The following is a 19,736-nucleotide window of genomic DNA, read 5'->3' as shown; positions in this document are numbered from 1 at the left end:
CCCACTGGGGATCCTGCCTGTTCAGGCAGTCTGATCTGTGGAGCCGAAAATATGAGTACCTATGTCATCGTCGAAGAGCTGGGCGACTGGCCTTGCCATGCCGATTATCTGCTGACCGCCCGCACCTATCTGCAACATGGCGTGCCGACCACCGGCGGCCGACCCCGCATCATCAACCTCTGCCGCAATCTGGAACACCTTAGCGCAGGCTACTACTGCTCGCTGCTGGCCCAGGCACGCGGCCACCACTGTCTGCCGGGTCTGCAGGCCATCAGCCGACTGCAACCCCAGCAGCCACCGGCCAAGCTGTGGCGCAAGGCACAAGGGTGGCTGGCCCAGCAGAGCGAGGATCGGATTAGAGTGCGCGCCATCTTCGGCCAGTGTGAACAGAGCGAGCTGGCGGGGCTGGCGCGTTATTACTACGGCCTGAGCCAGTTGCCGCTGCAGGAGCTGACCCTCAAGCGCGGTCGCCACGGCTGGTCCGTGCGCCAGCAGCAGAGCCTGTCGCCGCTGGAGCTGAGTCAGAGCGAGAAAGAGTTGATGCTGCACCACGCCCAGGCGCTGGTGGGCTCCGGTGATGAGGAGCAGGCGGCGCCGCTCTACCAGCTCGCCATTCTGGTCGACCCCGATGATGGCCGTGCCAGCAGTGACGGGCTGGCGCTGGAACGCTTTATCCGAGCTGCCGCCTCGCAGGGGATCCGGGCCGAGATCCTGCCACCGTCGGCCATCGAACGGCTACCGGAGTTCGACACCCTCTGGCTGCGGGCCGAAACCGCAGTCGGCCACTACACCTTCGAATTTGCCCATCGCGCCGAACAGCTCAAGATGCCGGTGATCGACAGCTCCCGCGCCATCCTCGCCTGCAGCAACAAGCTCTATCTCTACGAGCTGATGGTGCGCAGCGGCGTGCCCATGCCGCCCACCATGGTGGTGACCCGCCGCGGCCGCCACCATGTGGATGAGCTGGTGCAGCGGCTCGGCCTGCCACTGATGGTGAAGGTGCCTGACGGGGCACAGGGGCGCGATCTCGCCATGGCCAGCGACGAGCAACAGCTGGCCCGGCTGCTGGACGAGGGGCTGGGCCGCTCCGCCCTGCTCTTGGTGCAGAGCCGGATCCCCGCCGAGTTCGACTGGCGCATCGGCTTTCTCGACGGCTCGCCGCTGTTTGCCTGCCGCCGTTTCCGCCCCGAACCCGGCAACCGCATTCGCCGCCGCAAGCACCCTCTCGACATGAGCCGCATCGAGGCGCTGCCGCTTAACGAGGTGCCGGAGCGGGTGCTGCAGACCGCCCGCCGCGCCGTCCATCAGCTCGGCAATGGCCTCTACGGGCTCGACTTGCGCCAGCAAGGGCGTGACTGCGTGCTGCTGGAGATAGTCGACAACCCCTGGATCCGCGGCGATATCGAAGACAAGGAGGCGCAGGATCTCTACGAGCGACTGGCCCGCGCCTTCCGCCAGCGGCTAGAAAACCGGGGCCAGACCACCGCATAACCCGCCATGACTTTATCGCCCACAATGACAAAGAGGGCCCCGCGATGGGGCCCTCTCTCATATCAAAGCGTGCTGCGGCTGACTTATTGCAGACGCAGGAAACGCCCGCTCAAGGGCGGTATCTCCACCGTCACGCTGCTGCCGCCAATGGCCAGACTCTCCCCGCTCTGCAGATCCACCAGCGCGCTGCCACTGCGCAGTTTGCCCGTAGGCAGGTTGTAGCTGAGCGCCGTGGTGGAGAGGTTGAGCAGGTAGACTATCTGCTCCCCCGCCGTCTGCTTGATGTCACCATAGAGACTACCCTCGGCCACCAGCTTGACTCGCTCTCCCTGATAGAGAGCGGGGTGAGCTGCGCGCATCGCCAGCAGCTGGGCAAGCCACTCTTTCAACTCAGCCTGTTCGCTATTTGGCACAAAACCGGTGACAGCGGGCACCTTGCCGTCGCTGCGGGCCACGTGATCGTCGCACAATCCCAACGCCGCGCAGTCACCGCCTACCTTGGTGGCAAAGCCCGGCACCTCGTCGCCAAACTCCTCGCCATAGTAGAGAGTGATGGGGCCGGAGCGGGCAGCGAGGAAGCTGAAGGCGGCCTTGTGGCGCTGCCAGTACTCCGCCGGATTGAAGTGGCCTCGCTCCAGCAGATCGCCGAAACGCACCAGATCGTGGTTGCCGAGCATCAAGTTCGGCATGGCGTGGTTCGGGTAGTTCTCCACCTTGTTCCAGCTGGCGTCGAGCACGCTGGCCCCCTGCCCGCCCTTGCCGGACTCCTCCACCGCCAGCGCCTGCAGGATGCCGTAGCGCAGCGGGAAATCGAACGCAGACGAGAGTGCCGGATTGTCGCTCGACCCATACGCCTGGGCGCGGATCTCGTCGGCCCCCTTCCACACCTCGCCCACCATGTAGCCGAGGGTGCCCCACTGCTGACCGGCGGCCTTGCGCGCCGCGCTGGCCTGCTCCACCTCGCGGCGAATGGCGCGCCACTCATCGAGGCTCAGCTGATAGGCTTGATCGAGACGCCAGCCGTCGATGCCGTACTGCTCGACCCAGTAGCGGGCCACCTCCTTGAAGTAGGCGAGACTCTGGGGCTGGCTGTAATCCACCAGCTGACCCGGATAGCCGGCACCGCCGCTCTTGAGGGCGGGCAGCAAGCCGGCCGGTGAAGGCTTGCTCACCCCCACCTTGTTGACGTGGCCGAACACCCCGTCGAGGAAGACGTAGAGGCCGCGCTGATGCGCCCCATCCACCAGCCTTTTCAGCTGGGCGTTGCTGCCGAAGTTGGGATCCACGGTGAAAAAGTCGCAGGCGAAGTAGCCGGTGGCATCAAGCTTGTTATCGCCGCCTTGCCCCGCGCAGGAATCGAACACCGGGGTGAGCCAGATGGCGTTGACGTTGAGACTCTTGATGTGGTCGAGGCTATCGATGATCCCCTGCAGATCGCCGTTGTGCTGGGAGGGGCCATAGCCGACGCCGTAGTTGGCACTGCCGTCACCATCGGCAAACGACTCCACCATTACCTGATAGATGCGCAGGTTGCAGGCGGGTTGAACGTCGCCATAGCAGGCACGACTGGCCGTGGCGACCGGAGGGTGGGTGACCGGCGGATTGACAACGGGGGGAGCGCTCTCCCCTCCTGAACTACCGCTGCCGCCGCAAGCCGCAAGTAACAGGGCGGCCCCAAGCAGGCCGCCATAGCGTAACGTTCCCTGTTTCATTGTTATGTTCCCGCTGTGAGAGCAGGCGTCTGATACGCCTGTTTTTCACCATGATAGCGATGCTCACACAGCGGTGTCTGTGACTGAAAACGTTATCTGACTCAACTGGTTAGAGCACACCAGCCGAGGCAAAGCGGTAGTTGACAGAGAGCCAGTATGAACGACCCGGCTCGGGGATGCGGCCGCTCTGCTCGTAGCCCAGCCCTGCCTGACTGGCGTGCACCGACTTGGAGAGGTGCTCGTAGTAGAAGGTGTCGAACAGGTTGTCCACTCCGGCCGAGAGCTGCCACCCTTTGGCAAACTGCCAGGCGCCGCTCAGGTTCATGGTGAAGAAGCCCGGAGTCTCCCCCTGATCCTGACCCGCAACGGTGCCGGACCAGAGATCTACCCGCTCCTGCGCCGCCACGGCGCGTCCCAGCAGGGTGAAGTTCAGCGCTTCGTCCGGCTGCCAGCCCAGCGCCAGTTTGCCATCGAGCGGTGGCATCTGGGCCAACGGCTTGTTGTCGCTCTGGTTTTCGCCATAGACCACCGCCAGACCACCATCGAGACGCCACTGCTCGGCAAACTGCCAGCGCCCCTCCAGCTCGCCACCCCGGGTCTGGGCATCGATATTGCGCACCTTGTTCGACTTGCTGTTGTAGAGCAGGTAGTCCTTGATGTCGGCGCTAAAGAGGGAGAGGGTCAGGTCCAGCTCGCGGCTGCGCAAAGCCAGCCCCGCATCCCACTGACGGCTGCGCTCCGGGTTGAGGGTGAACGGGGTACTGTCCTTGCTGCGCTCCCAGTAATCCGGCGCCCGCTCTGCCTGCCCCCAGGCCAGATAGCTGGACCAGCGTGGCGACCACTGATATTCGTAGCGGCCAAACCCGCTGTTCAGACTCAGGGTATCGCTGTAGAGGGTCTGTTCACCGGCGCCATAACGGGTGGTCTCGACCCTATCCTGGCGGTAACCGCCCTTGTAGCTGTGAGCCCCCTGCTGACGACCCAGTTCGGCGAAGCCGCCCTGCTGCTCGAAACGCAGGGTGCGCTGGCGATCCTTGGTGGCATAGTCGACCCCACTCCGACTGCGATGCTGATCCCGATTGCTGTCGAACCCGGCGGTCAGCAGCCAGTCGGCAGGCAGGGCGATATCGTTGGCCCAGCGCACGCCGGTATTGCGGCGATCCGGGTTGGAGAGCATCTTCATGCCGCTGTTTTGACGCAGGCTGAAGTTGTCCATGATGTGGTCGATGTAGTTATCCCACAGGGTCAGCTCGCTGCGCTGCCAGTGAGTGGTGATCTGCTCCTGCTTGAGCTTCAGCCCGAAGGATTCGCGATCAAACATGGGGCCATCCATGGTGCGATCCGCATAGGCGGCACGGGCATTGCTGCGCTCGGCGGTGAGCTCCAGCCAGGTGTGCTCCCCCGGCGTCCAGCCCAGCTGGGCGGTGCCGTTCTCGCGGCGATAGAAAGAGCGCACCTTGTTACCGTGACCATCGCGGTAATCATCGCTGTCGGAGTGGGTGAACTGACCGCGCAGATAGCCATCGGTCGAGCCCGCCGTCATATCAACCATCTGGTCATCGCGGCCAAAACTGCCATAGAGGGCCGAGGCATCGGCCTTGAGGCCCGGTGCGGTGAACTCGGGCCTGTCCCGCTCGAACAGCACGGTTCCCGCCAGGGTGGCTCCCTGCTCGAGGGATTGTGGCCCCTTCAGCACCCGGATCCGATCAAAGGATTGGGGGAACACATAGGCGGTGGGCGGGTCCATCCGGCCACCACAGCCACCGGCCAGCATGCCGCCATCCATCTGCACGTTGAGGCGGGACATCCCCATCCCCCGCAGCACAGGGTCGCCACCGAGCCCCCCTTTGCGCACCATGCTCATGCCGGTGACATTCTTCAGATAACCGGCGCCGTCGGCAGCGGGCATGGGGGAACCGGGCTTCTTGGGATCCAGCGTCACTTCAAGTGTGCTGGCCGGGCGGGTTGCCACCACCACCATGGGGTCCAGCTGTTGCACCGACTCCTGACCGGCAGCGCCGTGACAGGCGAGCCCACCAACCAGCAGGGCAAGGGGTGTGCGCATATGACAAGCCATACATTTTCCTTATGTATTTGTTTGTTTTGTTATTTTCATTCAACCAATCAAACCTTTCAGCAAGGGAAGGGTTTGCCATCAGGCCGCAAAAAAGGCCTGCGGCGCGAAAGCGGCAAGCCTCTGTCAGGTAAAGCGAAGGCAAGTTGGCAAAATGTTGCGCAGGTTTTACCCAAGTCGGCTCAGAAAGGCAAACGGGCAAACATTCCAGTAACAGGAATCTGGCGTTGGCTCACAAAAAATGGGGATTAGCTGAAGGCTTCCCGCTCATCGATGGGAGAGATGAGGTGATAGACCTCATGAGCGGATAGCGTGCAGCCAACAGGCCACTCCAGATGGTGGTGACGGTTGATGAAGACCCGGGCGCAGTGACGCTCGCTCTCCAGCTTTGCAAACAGCGGCTGGGTTCGCCAGGGGGTCAGATCCAGCACCCCCGTGGTGCCATCCGATAACACCAGAAACAGGCGCCATCCCCGCACATACTCGACATCGATAAAGACCGGCATCCCTTCGGCTCCGATTGAGATAATTCGCGGCAATTATAAACACCAACTCCCCATCCATACACGCTGTGGCTCACATTTTATCCAGCAGATTATTCTGTGCTCATTAGTGGCGCGACATCACATTTTTAGATGATAAATGTGTTAATGCCGACTTTTAACAAACTTGAATGCAACCTTAACCAATTCGATCTGTCATAACCTCACAACAACTAAAAAAACGTCTGTGGACAGACGTTTACAGTCTCATTCAGGAACAAACATGACAGACCTAAAACAGCGACTCGGCCCGTTTTGGCCCTTCGCCATCTTCTGCGCGATCGCGCTTTTCTCTCTCTCTTTCAGCCGAATCGCCCTCGGTCTCTGGCAACTGGAACGGGTGGATACCGTGGCCGGTTGGCAGGAGATGCTGCTGCAAGGGATCCGGGTCGACTTTGCGACCCTCTGCTGGGTCTGGGGTGTCCCCGCCATGCTCACCCTGCTGCTGGCAGGCCCCCACGCCATCGGTCGAGGCTGGCTGCAACTGATGCGTGTCTGGCTGACCGTCGGACTCTGGCTGATGCTGTTCCTCGAGATCTCCACCCCCTCGTTTGTCACCGAGTATGGCGTGCGCCCCAACCGCCTCTATGTGGAGTACCTCATCTATCCAAAAGAGGTATTCGCCATGCTGTGGGCGGGCCGCAAAGCCGAGCTGCTGCTGGCGGTGCTCTTCAGTGGCGCCGTACTGGCCAGCGGCTGGTGGCTGAGTGGCCGTCTGGTGCGTGGTCTCAGCTTCCCCCGCTGGTATCTGCGTCCGGCCTTCGCCCTGCTCATTCTGGCCATAGGTTTTCTCGGTGCCCGCTCCAGTCTCGGCCACCGCGCCCTGAACCCGGCCATGGTCGCCTTTGCCGAGGATCCGTTGGTCAACTCGCTCACCGTCAACTCCGCCTACTCCCTCTTCTTTGCCATCAAGCAGATGGGCGCCGAGGAGGATGCCGGCCAGTTTTACGGCAAGATGTCCGAGCAGAAGGTGCTCGACATCATGCGCAAGGAGAGTGGCCGTCCGGCCAGTGATTTCAACTCCGATCTGCTGCCCAGCCAGACCTTCAACGAGGCGAGCTTCCAGGGTAAACCGAAGAATCTGGTGATCCTGCTGCAGGAGAGTCTGGGTGCCCAGTTTGTCGGCTCCCTCGGTGGCCTGCCGCTCACCCCCAACATCGACGCCCTGTCGCAGCAGGGCTGGGCCTTCGAGCAGCTCTACGCCACCGGCACCCGCTCGGTGCGTGGTATCGAGGCAGTACTGACCGGCTTCACGCCAACCCCGGCACAGTCGGTGGTCAAACTCGGCAAGAGCCAGACCAACTTCTTCACCATCGCGGATCTGCTCAAACAACGGGGTTACGACACCAGCTTTATTTATGGCGGTGAGAGTCACTTCGACAACATGCGCAGCTTCTTCCTCGGCAATGGCTTCACCACCATCGTCGAGCAGAAGGATTTCGACAATCCGGTGTTCAAGGGCTCCTGGGGCGCCTCCGATGAGGATCTGATGGCCAAGGCCGACGAGACCTTCAAGTCGCTGCACAAAGAGGGCAAACCCTTCTTCAGTCTGGTGTTCAGCTCCAGCAATCACGATCCGTTTGAATTCCCGGACAACCGCATCGAACTGTTCGAACAACCCAAACAGACCCGCAACAACGCGGCCAAGTATGCGGATTACGCCATCGGCGAGTTCTTCAAGAGGGCGAAACAGTCCGAATACTGGAAAGACACCCTGTTCCTGGTCATCGCCGATCACGACAGCCGGGTCGGTGGCGCCAGTCTGGTGCCCATCCCCCGCTTCCATATTCCGGGGGTTATCGTGGGCGACGGTATTGCACCGAGAAAGGATCCGCGCATCGTCAGCCAGATCGACATGGCGCCGACCCTGCTCTCCCTGATGGGGATCAGTGCCGACTACCCCATGCTCGGCAAGGATCTGACCCGCATGCCAGCCGACTGGCCGGGGCGCGCCATCATGCAGTACGACAAGAACTTCGCCCTGATGCGCGGCAAGGATGTGGTGATACTGCAACCGGAGCGTGCGGCAGAAGGCTATGTCTACGATGGTGCCAGCGAGAAGCTGACCCTGGCGGCGCAGCCGGACGCCTTGAAGGAGGATGCCCTCGGTCTTGCCCTGTGGGGCAGCATGGCCTATCAGAAGAGCCTCTATCAGACGGCCAAGGATGAACGCACCGCCGCCAATTGAGCCACCCGTGCAGATTCAACCCATAGCAGAATGGAAAAAACCGCCAGCTGGCGGTTTTTTCCATCTATCCATACCGTCGGCCCACTGACCATTATGGCTGAGGAAAGCAGGGCAGGGAGCGGCTGAACTTGTGCTCGAATACCAGCGAGGTTTCGAGGTGCACCACCTCTTCGCGGGAGGTGAAGTGATCGAAGACGAAGTTGCGCAGGTGCTCGGTGTCGGAGACACACAGGTGCACCAGAAAATCATCCTTGCCCCCCATGTGGAACAGACTGATCACTTCGGGCAGCGCCAGAATGGCATCGCGGAAAGCATCGATGATCTGCCGGCTGTGGCGGGCCAGCTGCAGGGAGACCATGGCCTGGATGTGACCACCGAGGGCCTGATAATCCACTTCGCAGTGCGCTCCCTTGAGCACGCCATCCTGCTGCAACTTGCGCACCCGCTCCAGACAGGTGGAGGGGGCAACGCCCACCAGCGCGGCCAGATCCTTGTTGGTCATGCCCGCATCCCGAAACAGATGGGCCAGGATATCCAAATCCAGTTGATCCAGGTTTCTCATCTTAACTCCTTGAACCGCTCAATTTTTTAGACTCTGCCCGTAAACCGGGGCAAACACAACGGCCATTGACATCCCCCCTGCCCCGCCTATCCTTGGCGCCATTCACCGGCCGCAGCCCTGCGGCCACCACGCGAGGATCCGCCATGCACCCGTATCACCCCTTCTGGAGCCTTGAGGTTCCCCGTGTCGATGGTCAGCTGCTGCTGACCCCCTGCCCCGGCACCCAGCAGGTGCCGCTGACCCTGGCGCTCGATCAACTGCGGCTGGCCGGTGCCCACGGGGTGGTGACCCTGATGACGAGCGCCGAGTTGACCCGACTCGAACTGGCGCAGCTCGGCCAGCAGGTCGAGCACGAAGGAATGCGCTGGCTCCACCTGCCCATCGAGGATGATCTGGCCCCCGATGCAGCCTTCGAGGCCGCCTGGCAACAGGCGCTGCCGCAGCTGCGCGAGCTGCTGGGGGATGGCAAACATCTGGTCATCCACTGCAAAGGGGGCAGCGGTCGTACCGGTCTGGTCGCCGCCGCGCTGCTGATGACCCTCGGCCAGCCACAGCAAGAAGCGATGGCCGCTATCAAGGCCCACAGACCCAAGGCGTTTACCCTGGCCTGCCACCGCCAATGGCTCGACCAGCTGGCCCAGCGGCTGGAGCTGGGCGACTGACTACTTGCCCCCTTGGTCATAGGTGAAGACCTTGCCGATATCCTCCACCCGATAGCTGGTGAGCTGATAGACGTAGTAGTTGAGCCAGTTGGCAAACAGCAGATGACCATGGCTGCGCCAGCTGGCGCGCGGGGTCTTGCCCGGATCGTTATTCGGGTAGTAGTTGACCGGAATAGCCGGGTCAAGGCCCGCCGCCAGATCCCGTTGGTACTCCCCATCGAGAGTCAGGGCGTCGTACTCCGGATGCCCGGTGACAAACACCTGACGACAATCCTTGGTCGCCGCCAGATAAACCCCCGCCTCTTCTGACTCGGCAAAAATCTGCAGATCGGTGTGGGCGCGGATCAAATCGCCATCAAACGCCGCATAGCGGGAGTGGGGCGCGACAAACTCGTCATCGAAACCACGCAGCAGCGGTTCGTGCTCATCGAGGCGATGATGATGATACACACCGGAGAGCTTCTCGCCACGGGTCTGCTTCTCCATGCCGTAGAGTGCCTTGAGCGCCGCCTGCACCGCCCAGCAGAGGAACAGGGTGGAGGTAACATGCTGATGGGACCACTCGATGATCTCGACGATACGCGGCCAATAGACCACCTCCTCGAACTCCACCAGCCCGAGCGGCGCGCCGGTAATGATCATGCCGTCGTAGTTGTTGCCACGCACCTGCTCGAAGTCGTGATAGAAGTTCTCGAGATGGGCCTGCGGCGTGTTCTTTGACTCCCTGTCATCAATGCGCAGCAGATCCACATCCACCTGCAGCGGCGAGTTGGAGAGCATCCGCATCAGCTGGATCTCGGTCTCAATCTTCTTGGGCATCAAATTGAGGATCAGTACCCGCAGCGGGCGGATGTTCTGGGTGACGGCCCGGGATTCCGTCATCACGAAGATGTTCTCCTGCCCCAACACTTCGGCTGCGGGCAACTGATCCGGGATCTTGATCGGCATGCTTACTCCCTGTACTGCATCGGTAAATATGTCTGGACATCCAGAAGCCTATAATAAAGCTCCCACCCTGTCATCAGATACCTTTTGTATTCACTCTCGCCTTTGACTAGCATACGGCTCAGTATCTCCCCTGCATCCAAGATAATGACCGGTATCAAGATTTCCGTAGATCGACTGCAAGTCGGCAACTATGTCTCCCTGCCACTGGGGTGGCGCGAACACCCGTTCCTGTTTTCCAGCTTCAAGATCAAGAATGAAGAGGAGATCGAGCTGATCCGCCGACTCGGTCTGAAACTGGTCACCATCATTCCCGACAAGAGCGACGTTCCGCCCAAGCCCCTCAATCAGGTACAGCCTCAACCACAAGAGAGCGCAGACGCCGCCCAGCGCCAGGCTCAGATGCAGCAGGAGAAGGACCGCCGCATCGAGCAGTTGCAGCAGTATCGTCGCAACCTGCAGCAGTGCGAGAAACAGTTTCAGCAGTCGCTGGCCCAGGTGCGCAGCGTGATGAGCAAGCTCCAGTCCCGCCCCCTCAATGCCATCGGCGAGGCGCAGGAGCTGGTCAACGCCATGACAGAACAGCTGCTCTCGGTGGACGAGATGGTGCTCCATCTGGTCTCCGACAGCGAGGATGGCAACAACCTCTACTTCCACTCCCTCAACGTCAGCGTACTCAGCATGCTGCTGGCCAAGGAGTGCAACATGTCTGCCGACCAGATCCGCCATATCGGTATGGGGGCGCTGTTCCACGATATCGGCAAACTGAAGATCCCGAGCCAGATCCTGCGCAAGACCGAGCCGCTCACTAGACCGGAGCAAAACCTGATGGCCCAGCACCCGCGCTACGGGCTGGATCTGCTCAATCTGGCCAAGGATTTCCCGTCGGAAGCGAAGGGGATAGTGCTGCACCACCACGAATATCTCGATGGCAGCGGGCCGGAAGGGCTCAAGGGCGGCCAGCTCGATCAGCTCACCCAGATGGTGTCGCTGATCAACGAGTACGATAACCTCTGCCACATGCAGGCCAAGGTGCCCTACTCGGCCCTGAGCGGCCTCTACAAGCAGCGCAAGGCGCAGTTCAATCCGGAATACCTCAGCATGCTGATCCGGTTGATGGGGATCTACCCCCCCGGCAGCGTGGTGCAACTCTCCAACGGTCAGGTTGGGCTGGTGATGTCGGTCAACGCTTCCCGCCTGCTCTACCCCTCGGTGCTGGTGTACGATCCGCGCATTCCCCGTCAGGAAGCCGCCATCATCGACCTGCAGCAAGCCGAACTGTCGATCGCCAAGGTGATCCACCCCAAACGGCTGCCGCCCGCCGTGTTCGAGTACCTCAATCCGCGAACCCGGATCAGCTACTACTTCGAGCACAACAAAGCCTGATTGTGTTGGCCCGAGGCCAACCATTGCCACCTGTTTAATCCAAGGAGCCTGCCATGCGTATCGAGATCATCAGTACCGGAGACGAAATAGTGACAGGTCTGGTGGTGGATACCAACGCGGCCTGGCTCAGCGCTCTGCTGCTGGAACAGGGGTGGCAGGTGCGCCATCGCCTGACGGTGGGTGACAACCTCGCCGACCTGAAAACGGTGCTGCAAGAGAGTGCCAGCCGCGCCGAGGTGGTGCTGGTGTGTGGCGGACTCGGGCCCACTGCCGACGACCTGACCGCTCAGGCTGCCGCCGAGGCCTTTGACCAGCCACTCACCCTCTTCCCCGACTGGCTCGCTACCATCGAAGCGCGCTACGCCAGCCGTGGCCGCCCCATGGCACAAAGCAATGCCAAACAGGCCTGGTTGCCACAGGGGTGCGAGATCCTCGACAACCCGGTCGGCACCGCCTGCGGCTTTGTGGTGCGAAGTGGCCAGAGCCAGCTCTTCTTCACCCCGGGCGTGCCGTTCGAGTTTAAGCAGATGGTGCGCGAGCAAATTCTGCCGCGCCTCAAACAGCTGGCCGGGGCACAGATCGATACCGAGCTGCGTCGCTTTTACACCTTCGGCGTCTCGGAGTCGGCCCTCAGCGATATGCTGGATGGCGCCCCCTGGCCGATGGGTATCGAGCTGGGTTACCGATCCTCCATGCCCCTTATCGAGCTGAAACTGATCGGCCACGGCGCCAGTGCCGCTGATATGGAGAGTGCCGAGCGCCGACTGCTGGATACGGTCCGCCCCTGGCTGGCTGGCTGCGGAGATACGGAACCGGCGCAGCAGATCCTCGCGCTGCTGCAAGGCAGGCCGCTGTTTCTGCTGGAGGGAGAGAGTGGCGGCGCCCTGCTGGCGCTTTGTCACGGCCATTCCCGGCTGGAGGCCAACTTCAGTACACAACTGGCCGATGAGCTGGCGCAGCTACCGACGACCGATGCGGGCCTGCAACTGACCATAGGGCGAGAGGGGCCAGAGGGAGTGCCACTGCTGCTCAGCGCCGATGGCATGCACATCGGTCAGACAGTCAAGGTCAGCCACCCCGACCCGGAGAGCCGCCGCAAGATCCTCGCCTTTGCCGCCCTCGACATGCTGCGCCGCCACCTGTTGGACGAGCCGGTACTCGGCAAGTACCTCACGCTGGACAGAACGACACAACGCGGCGGTTAACCACAATCCCTCACCCGGCCCGTGCAGGCCATGCCGCTGGCTGATATATCCGGTCACTCTCCGGCATCCCTCTTGGCGTCATCACCGAACAGAACGCCATTTATACGACCACGATTTATCCGTCTCTTGTCACCGATCCGACCTCAATTCATTGACCATTCAGAAGAAATATCTGAATACTGCCCACTCTCAGGGTTGGCGACTCGCTTTATTCATCACAGAGAGATTAAATGACAGTAGAGGGGAAAACCGAGCGCCCCTCTCCCCACCAGGCAAGGAGATGCGGTGTTAAGCAAAGAGTGGCTGCTGCTATCAAGCGATATGGAACTGGTCTGCCTGCGGATTGCCGCCGGTCTCACCAAACCTGTCACGGAACAGGATGTGCAGGCTCTGCTGCTCGCTTCCAACTGTCGCCGCTATCAGCCGCTGCCCGAGGGGATCAAACAGGCCATCAGCCTGCTCAATACCCTGCTCACCAACCCTGCCGCCCCCGTCCCCGCCAACCCCATCCCCATCGGCAAGCGTCAGGATGCCCGACTCGCCGTAATAGTGGAGAAGGATCGCATGAGCGCCATCGCCCAGATCACTGCCGACTGGGGGGGCAAGTATGTGACGCTGGAACAGCTGAAAGAGGCGATCGCCATCAGCGAAATCAAACAGGGGGTGAGTGAGCAACTGCTCACCGCCGCCATCCAGTCCGCCAGGGAGGCATCCCCCGGCACCCTGCTCAAGCTGGTCATCGCTCGTGGTCAACCTGCACAAAATGGTGAGGACACCCGTTACGAGCGGCTGGTGGAGACTCCGGCCGAACGGATCCTCAAACCACAGGAACTGGATCATGGCAAGGTCGACCTGCGGGATCTCGGCTCCATCGTCACCGTCAAAGCCGGGGCGCCTTTGATGCGACGTCATCCGGCCACCCAGGGAGTGCCCGGCTTTACCGTGACAGGCCAGGAGCTGCCCGCCAAGAATGGCAAGGACAGCCCGATGAGCGCTGGCGAGGGCACCTTTATCTCCCCCGACGATCCCGATCTGTTGATCGCCGGTCGGGCAGGCCTGCCCTGTCAGGAGAAAGCGGGCATGAAGGTGGATGAGGTGCTCACCGTCAAACAGGTAGATGTTCGTCACGGCCACATTACCTTTGAAGGGGGGTTGATCGTCAATGGCGACGTCAATCCGGGCATGAAGGTGCGGGTCAGCGGCGATATCGTCATCGGTGGATTTATTGAAGGGGGCGTGATCGAGGCCGGCGGCAGCATCACGGTTCGCCACGGCATCATTGGCCGCCGCAACGAGCAAGGGGAGTACCTCTGTCAGCTCAATGCGCAGGGGGAGATCCACGCCAGCTACGCCCAGTATGCGCAACTTGAAGCTGGGGGCGACATCCAGATCCAGAGTCAGCTCAGCCACTGTTATAGCCGCAGCGGGCAGGATATCAAGGTGGGTGACAGCAGCATGCGCAAAGGCACCCTGCTGGGTGGCACCAGCATAGCCAACCGTCTCATCATGGCCCCCAGCCTGGGGGCCGAGGCCGCCAACCATACCCGGTTGCAGATCCTCGGTGGCTATTTCACCCACAAGGAGCAGGAGATCCAGCTGAAGGTTCGTCAGCAGGAGTGCCAGGCTCAACTCGACAAGATCAAGGCGCTGGTGATGAGGCTGCTGCAACTGCCCAGCGATAAACGCAATCCGGATACCCTGCGCAAACTCAAACCAATCCGGGATCACCAGTTGGCAGAGCTGACCCTCATCCACGAACAGATCACGATAAACCATGAAGAGATGCAGAGCTTGATGGCACAAATGGAGGTGATCGCCACCCAGCATCTGTTTTCCGGCATCGAGGTCGAGATGGCCTGCTTCAAACGCAAAGTCACCATCACCCGAGGCCCTACCCGCCTGACTATTCACGACGAGCAGCTGGAGATGACCCCTTACGAGGGGCACAGCTAGGTGAACCATCCGCATCGACCGTGATCCCGCCGTCGATTTTCGCTACACTCGCCACTTCCTTGGCCCCACCGGGCGGGCCAGCCAGACTCAGGTAGTGAGAGATGTACAAGCTGATCGCATTGGATATGGATGGCACCCTGCTCAACCCGCAGGGCCAGATTACTCCCCGCACCCACGCCGCCATCACGGCCGCCAGTGCCAAAGGAGTCACCGTAGTGCTGGCCTCCGGCCGGCCGCTGGAAGGGATGAGCCGCTATCAGGAAGAGCTCGGCCTCACCACAGAGCATGACTATGTCATCTGCTACAACGGCGCCCTGGTGCAACAGGTTGCCGATCAGCGCATCATCCGCAGCCAGCTGCTGACCGGCAGTGACGCCAGCGCCATAGCCAGACTGGCTGACGAGCTGGAGGTGAACGTCCACGGTTTCTCGGTCACCCGTGGACTGATCAGCCCCCGTGTCAGTACCTACACCGAGCACGAATCTCGCCTGATCGGCATGCCGATCAATCTGATCGACTTCGCCACCCTGCCTGCCGACGAGCAGATCATGAAGGTGATGATGATCGACGAGCCGCCCCAGCTCTCCCGGGCCATCGAGCGACTGCCTGCAGAGCTCTATGAGCGCTATACCGTGGTACAGAGTGCCCCCTTCTTCCTCGAGTTCATGAACAAGCAGAGCAACAAGGGAACCGGCGTGGCCGCACTGGCCGAGCACCTTGGCCTGACCGCCGATCAGGTGATCTGCGTCGGGGATGCGGGCAACGATCGCCACATGATCGAATACGCAGGCCTCGGGGTTGCGATGGGCAATGCCACCGACGAGATCAAGGCTCTCGCCCAGCACACCACTGCCCGCAACGATGAAGATGGTGTGGCTCAGGTGATCGAGCAGTTCGTACTGAATGCCTGATCGCAATCGAGCGCAGCGGCGCCCGATAAGGAAATAAAAACGGGGAGGCTGTCAGCCTCCCCGTTTTTTCTGGTCAGTTATCTGCGTGATGAGCGGTAATTCGTGCGCATCACTGGTTCGCCAGACACTGGGTATGGGAGCCCGGTTGCAGGTAGGGCATCAACAGGGGAGCCATCCCCTTGAGCACCTGTACCGGCAGCGCCGAGGTGAAACGGAACTTGTCAGACTGGCTACCCGGTACATAGGCGGTCAGGGTACCGAAGTGATCCTCACCCAGATAGAAAACGAAGGTCGCGGTGCGGTTGCGCGCCAGCGAGCTGGTCACGTTGCCATAACGGCCCACTGTTTCAATCCGGTTATCCCCAGTCCCGGTCTTGCCCCCCATCTGCAGCACAGTGCCATCCGGCAGGGTAAAGGCTCCGGCGATACGTCTTGCCGTGCCCCCTTCAACGACCTTGGAGAGCGCACTGCGCAGGGCGGCCGCCACCTCTGCTGGCATCACCCGGGTACCCTCGGTGTGCTGCGGCTCAAACTCGGTCTCGAAGGGCGTCCCCTTGGCGAACGAGAGGTGCTCGATACGCAGGGTTGGCGAGCGGACACCGCCATTCTGGATAATCCCCATCAGCTCGGCCAGTGCAGCCGGACGGTCACCGGAGCTACCCAACGCGGTCGCCAGCGAAGGCACCAGATGGTCGAACGGATAACCGAGCTTGGCCCAGCGCTGATGGATATCGAGGAAGGCTTCCACCTCCAGCATGGTGCGGATCCGGCTGTCACGGGCACTGCGATGACGGGTCTTGAACAGCCAGCTGTAGACCTCTTGCCGCTCGTCACGACTGGCTGCCACCGCATCGGCAAAGGTGGCCTTGTCGAACTCCTTGAGATAGGCCAGCAACCACAGCTCCAGCGGGTGAACCCGGGCGATGTAGCCCTGATCCGGTAGTGAATACTTGCCCGGTCCATAGCTGACGTAGAGCTGATTAATCCGCTTGGCACTCAGCTTTTCTCGCGGCAACCGCTCCGCCAGGAAGGCAGCAAATGCGGTTTCGCTGGCTTCCGGCATCAGGTAGCGGTGAACCGCCGCCAGACGTACCGCACTCGGCTTGAGACCGTCGAGGAAGGTATCGAGTTGCTCCTCGGGAGTCTTGCCGCGATATTTGCGCCAGAAGCGCAGCAGATAGGTCTGGCCCTCTTTGTCGGCAAATTTGGCCAGATACTCCTGACGGCGGGGATCCTTGTCATCCTTGAGCAACTGGGCACGGTTGCCCTCCTTGTAGAGGCTGTAGCGCACGATATCGCGCATCAGCCGTACAAAGGGCAAGTTAATTGACTCACGCAAAGAGTCACGCAACGTCGGAATACGATTGTTATCCTCGCGGCGGAAGTTGTTGAAGGTGTGCATGCCGCCACCGGTAAAGAACCCTTCGTTGGGGCTGGCGGAGTATTTGCGATCCAGCGCCGCTTCCAGCATCACAGGCAGGCTCTTGTCCTGAGCCGTCATCAGATAGGAGATGGCCCAGCGGCTGAGGTTGTCCTGAGAGACGGCAGCCAGCTTGCGCAGATTCTCGACCGGCATCCCGGCATAGTTGTCGTGCAGCTCGGCCACGATCTCCAGATAGGTGGTCAGCACCCGCAACTTGGCGGTTGAGCCCAACTCCAGCTTTGAACCTTCGTTGATATCGAACGGCTGATCGGTGTTGTCGGTCTGCACCCGCACCTTGAACCCTTCCGGCGACTTCTCGAACAGGGTGAAGCTGTAGCGCACATCGCCGGTCTTCTCCGGCGAGAGCAGGCGCTCACCAAACAGCCCTACCTGAGCGGCAAACGTCGGGTCGGCCAGCTGTTGCAGATAACGGGAGATTTCGTTCTGCAGCGGCATGTTGAGGCTGGTATCGGCGGTCAGATCCATCCGGTCGAGGTCATAGAGCTGTACTCCGAGCTGACGGCTCAGGCGAGTACGGGCAACCTGCAACCCCTTGTTGTTGTTCACCCGGGTGATAGCCGGGGACTGCAGGAAGTCACGAAACGTAATCTTGGCCTTGAGCGCCGCCTCCATCAGAGGTGGCGTGATCATTCCCTCCTGCACAAACAGGCGCAGGTAGCTGTCGGTCAGGGTAGCCAATGCCTCTCGCCCTTGAGCCAGATAGTAAGAGGGACGGCGGTGCGCAATCATCAGCGAGACGACCTGACGCAGGGCAAGCCCCTGTTCGGCCAGCGGTGTGTTCTGGTTGCGGGCGGGGTCCAGAAGACGGTTCACGTCATCGACATTGGCACCAAACCAGACCCAGAGACCATCTCCCAGACCATGCACTTCACCATATCCCGGCGCAGCCGAGAGCGGTACCGAGTTGAGGTAGGCCCAGGCGACCAGTTTGCGCGCTTCGAGGGTTTCCGGCCCGAGACGATAAGCCCGCACGCTGGCAGAGGCCATCTGACGGATCTTCTCGGTCGGCGACAGGGTCAGGCCATCCGGCGAGTGGCGATACTTCTCCACCTGGGTCGCCAGGGTACTGCCACCGGCAGATTGATCCTGCATATCGAGCGCCTTGCCCACTTGAGAGAGCGCGGCCTTGGCAAAACGGGGCCAGTCGACCGCCGGGTTGGCCAACGGCTCTTCGTTGCTCAGCAAGTCGCGGTTCTCGATAAACAGCAGCGACTGGATGACAAGAGGCGGAATGGAGTCAAAATCCGGATAGTGATGGGTCGGATACTTGAATTGATAGAAAGGTTCTGCGCGGCAATCGTGCAGCGTCAGGCCAGCCTGCACCTTCTCGGTATAGGGCACGAAGAAGCCACGACTGGCGTAGTCATAGAGCGCGTCGGAGAAATGCACCTGCTTGCTGACTTCATAGCCCCGCTGAAGCAAACGCTCCTGCATCATCGGCAGTTGCACATAGCCGAGCCGCTTGTCGAACGGGCCATCCTCAGGGAAAGCGATCTGCTTGCTCTGGCCTGGCTCGACCTGATAGGTGAGCTTGGCGGCATAGCGGGAGATCTCCTGAGATTGCAGCTTCGAGGTTTTCATCTCATAGCCAACCAGAGCGATCACCGCCCCCAGGCACAATAAAAAGAGAAAACAGAACAGCCAACGCCACCAGGGACGACGCTTGCGCTTTGGGTTCCCGTCCGAGGTCTGGACAGATGAATCTTGAGATGCCACTTGTGTCAAATCCGTCTGTTCTGATGCGCCCATATCAGCCCCACCATGGTTGCGCAATTTATTGTGTTTCACTCAAGCTTAGTCTTTTCAAGTCAATGGCTTGAAACTATTGACCGCTTTGTAGTGATGGTAACAGGGCAATTCTAAAAAGGGGAGCCGATTGTTGCAGGAGTGGCAGAGATCAGAGCTGATAACAAAACACCGGCCAGTGGCCGGTGTCTTTTAAGCAAAAGCTGAACGCTTACTTGTGAGAGCTCATGCCCTTCAGTTTGGTGCTCAGCTCTTTACGCTCTTTGGAAAGCTCGGCGTTCTTGATGATGTGGTCATCCACGCGCTCTTCATAGTCGGCACGCATGTTGGCGATGATTGCCTGCACATCATCAATGCTCATGCCCGGCTTGATGTAGTCGCTCAGGTTGTCGAGCAGCAGCACGCGCTTCTGGTTGTCACGGATCTTTTTCTCGTTATCCGCAATTTCACGCTTGAGTTTGTTCTGGCGACGGGACATACGCACATATTCCAGTACATCGCTGAAGGTGGACTTGTTTACTTGTTCCATATCGATACCACTGACTTAAGGTTGATAAAAACTGGCCAAGTTACACCTGGAACCCGGCAAACTCGGCGCGGGACAGGCAAACTCAAGATGCCCTTACTCTACCGAGTTATAAGCGAGATACAACCCTAATCGCGCGCCATGAACAGAGTTTGGCCAAAAGTAAACCAGTTAAAATAGCCAGTAATCCATCAGATAAGGGCTTGATATAGATAGAAAATGGAGGAAATGACAGGATTTTTAGTTCTCTTCCTGCAGATAAATGCTAATACTGGCTGTTTAACACGCTAAAAACACCAACGCGCGGTCGTGAGACTGGGCTTTGTGTTGGTTCTGGTGTGCAACCATCGGGGTTAGTGGGTAAAAACCGCCCATAGCAAAAAGGCCTT

At 60.5% G+C, this 19,736-nt stretch carries 15 protein-coding genes; 8 read left to right on the top strand and 7 right to left on the bottom strand.

Annotation, left to right across the window (positions count from 1 at the left end; genetic code table 11):
- The first annotated feature begins 51 nt into the window (after positions 1-51).
- Positions 52-1,491 carry a RimK family protein gene (locus G5221_RS09250; protein ID WP_236767012.1) on the top strand — a complete coding sequence of 480 codons (1,440 nt, stop codon included), beginning with the start codon at positions 52-54 and terminating at the stop codon, positions 1,489-1,491.
- Positions 1,492-1,574: 83 nt separating this feature from the next.
- On the opposite strand, the gene G5221_RS09245 is transcribed toward G5221_RS09250, so the two are convergent.
- Positions 1,575-3,203, bottom strand: a complete 1,629-nt coding sequence (locus G5221_RS09245) for an alpha-amylase family glycosyl hydrolase (protein WP_421263145.1) — start codon at positions 3,201-3,203, stop codon at positions 1,575-1,577.
- Positions 3,204-3,312: 109 nt separating this feature from the next.
- Positions 3,313-5,280: a TonB-dependent copper receptor gene (locus G5221_RS09240; RefSeq protein WP_421263144.1), complete on the bottom strand. Its 1,968-nt coding sequence runs from the start codon at positions 5,278-5,280 to the stop codon at positions 3,313-3,315.
- On the opposite strand from G5221_RS09240, the gene G5221_RS09235 reads away from it, so the two are divergent.
- On the top strand, positions 5,269-5,529 hold the full coding sequence (locus G5221_RS09235; RefSeq protein ID WP_421263143.1) for a hypothetical protein: 261 nt from the start codon (positions 5,269-5,271) through the stop codon (positions 5,527-5,529). The two genes, G5221_RS09240 and G5221_RS09235, sit on opposite strands and share 12 nt — an antisense overlap.
- Here G5221_RS09235 and G5221_RS09230 read toward each other — a convergent pair.
- The gene (locus G5221_RS09230) at positions 5,526-5,783 is read right to left on the bottom strand and encodes a DUF2442 domain-containing protein (protein WP_421263142.1); all 258 of its coding nucleotides are present in this window, start codon (positions 5,781-5,783) and stop codon (positions 5,526-5,528) included. The genes G5221_RS09235 and G5221_RS09230 overlap by 4 nt on opposite strands.
- Positions 5,784-6,042: 259 nt before the next feature.
- Between G5221_RS09230 and G5221_RS09225 the strand changes: the two genes are divergently transcribed.
- Positions 6,043-8,007, top strand: coding sequence for an LTA synthase family protein (locus G5221_RS09225; protein ID WP_421263141.1), 1,965 nt, complete (start codon positions 6,043-6,045; stop codon positions 8,005-8,007).
- 91 nt (positions 8,008-8,098) lie between these two features.
- On the opposite strand, the gene G5221_RS09220 is transcribed toward G5221_RS09225, so the two are convergent.
- Positions 8,099-8,569, bottom strand: coding sequence for an Lrp/AsnC family transcriptional regulator (locus tag G5221_RS09220; protein ID WP_005336001.1), 471 nt, complete (start codon positions 8,567-8,569; stop codon positions 8,099-8,101).
- Positions 8,570-8,712: 143 nt separating this feature from the next.
- Between G5221_RS09220 and G5221_RS09215 the strand changes: the two genes are divergently transcribed.
- Entirely contained in the window at positions 8,713-9,231 is a 519-nt protein-coding gene (locus G5221_RS09215) for a cyclin-dependent kinase inhibitor 3 family protein (RefSeq protein WP_216980033.1), read from the top strand.
- Here the strand turns inward: G5221_RS09215 and metA are convergent, their stop codons facing one another.
- Complete coding sequence (gene metA / locus G5221_RS09210) at positions 9,232-10,179, bottom strand: homoserine O-acetyltransferase MetA (protein WP_227341866.1); 948 nt, start codon at positions 10,177-10,179, stop codon at positions 9,232-9,234.
- A gap of 144 nt (positions 10,180-10,323) precedes the next feature.
- Between metA and G5221_RS09205 the strand changes: the two genes are divergently transcribed.
- The 4 genes from G5221_RS09205 to yidA all read left to right on the top strand — a co-directional run bounded on the left by G5221_RS09205 (position 10,324) and on the right by yidA (position 15,631).
- Positions 10,324-11,562 carry an HD-GYP domain-containing protein gene (locus tag G5221_RS09205; protein WP_201937853.1) on the top strand — a complete coding sequence of 413 codons (1,239 nt, stop codon included), beginning with the start codon at positions 10,324-10,326 and terminating at the stop codon, positions 11,560-11,562.
- Between the two features lie 53 nt (positions 11,563-11,615).
- Positions 11,616-12,767 (top strand): competence/damage-inducible protein A, encoded by a 1,152-nt coding sequence (locus G5221_RS09200; protein WP_421263140.1) that lies wholly within the window; start codon positions 11,616-11,618, stop codon positions 12,765-12,767.
- Positions 12,768-13,052: 285 nt separating this feature from the next.
- Positions 13,053-14,720, top strand: coding sequence for a DUF342 domain-containing protein (locus tag G5221_RS09195; RefSeq protein ID WP_421263139.1), 1,668 nt, complete (start codon positions 13,053-13,055; stop codon positions 14,718-14,720).
- Positions 14,721-14,821: 101 nt separating this feature from the next.
- Positions 14,822-15,631 (top strand): sugar-phosphatase, encoded by an 810-nt coding sequence (gene yidA, locus G5221_RS09190; RefSeq protein WP_421263138.1) that lies wholly within the window; start codon positions 14,822-14,824, stop codon positions 15,629-15,631.
- 109 nt (positions 15,632-15,740) lie between these two features.
- Here yidA and G5221_RS09185 read toward each other — a convergent pair whose 3' ends face one another.
- Positions 15,741-18,824 carry a transglycosylase domain-containing protein gene (locus G5221_RS09185; RefSeq protein ID WP_421263137.1) on the bottom strand — a complete coding sequence of 1,028 codons (3,084 nt, stop codon included), beginning with the start codon at positions 18,822-18,824 and terminating at the stop codon, positions 15,741-15,743.
- 208 nt (positions 18,825-19,032) lie between these two features.
- Entirely contained in the window at positions 19,033-19,350 is a 318-nt protein-coding gene (tmaR, locus tag G5221_RS09180) for a PTS system regulator TmaR (RefSeq protein WP_005336024.1), read from the bottom strand.
- Positions 19,351-19,736: the final 386 nt, after the last annotated feature.

Source organism: Aeromonas sp. 602200 (assembly GCF_049173895.1).
Lineage (GTDB): Bacteria > Pseudomonadota > Gammaproteobacteria > Enterobacterales > Aeromonadaceae > Aeromonas > Aeromonas veronii_A.
This window is presented reverse-complemented; position numbering and strand designations above follow the sequence as displayed.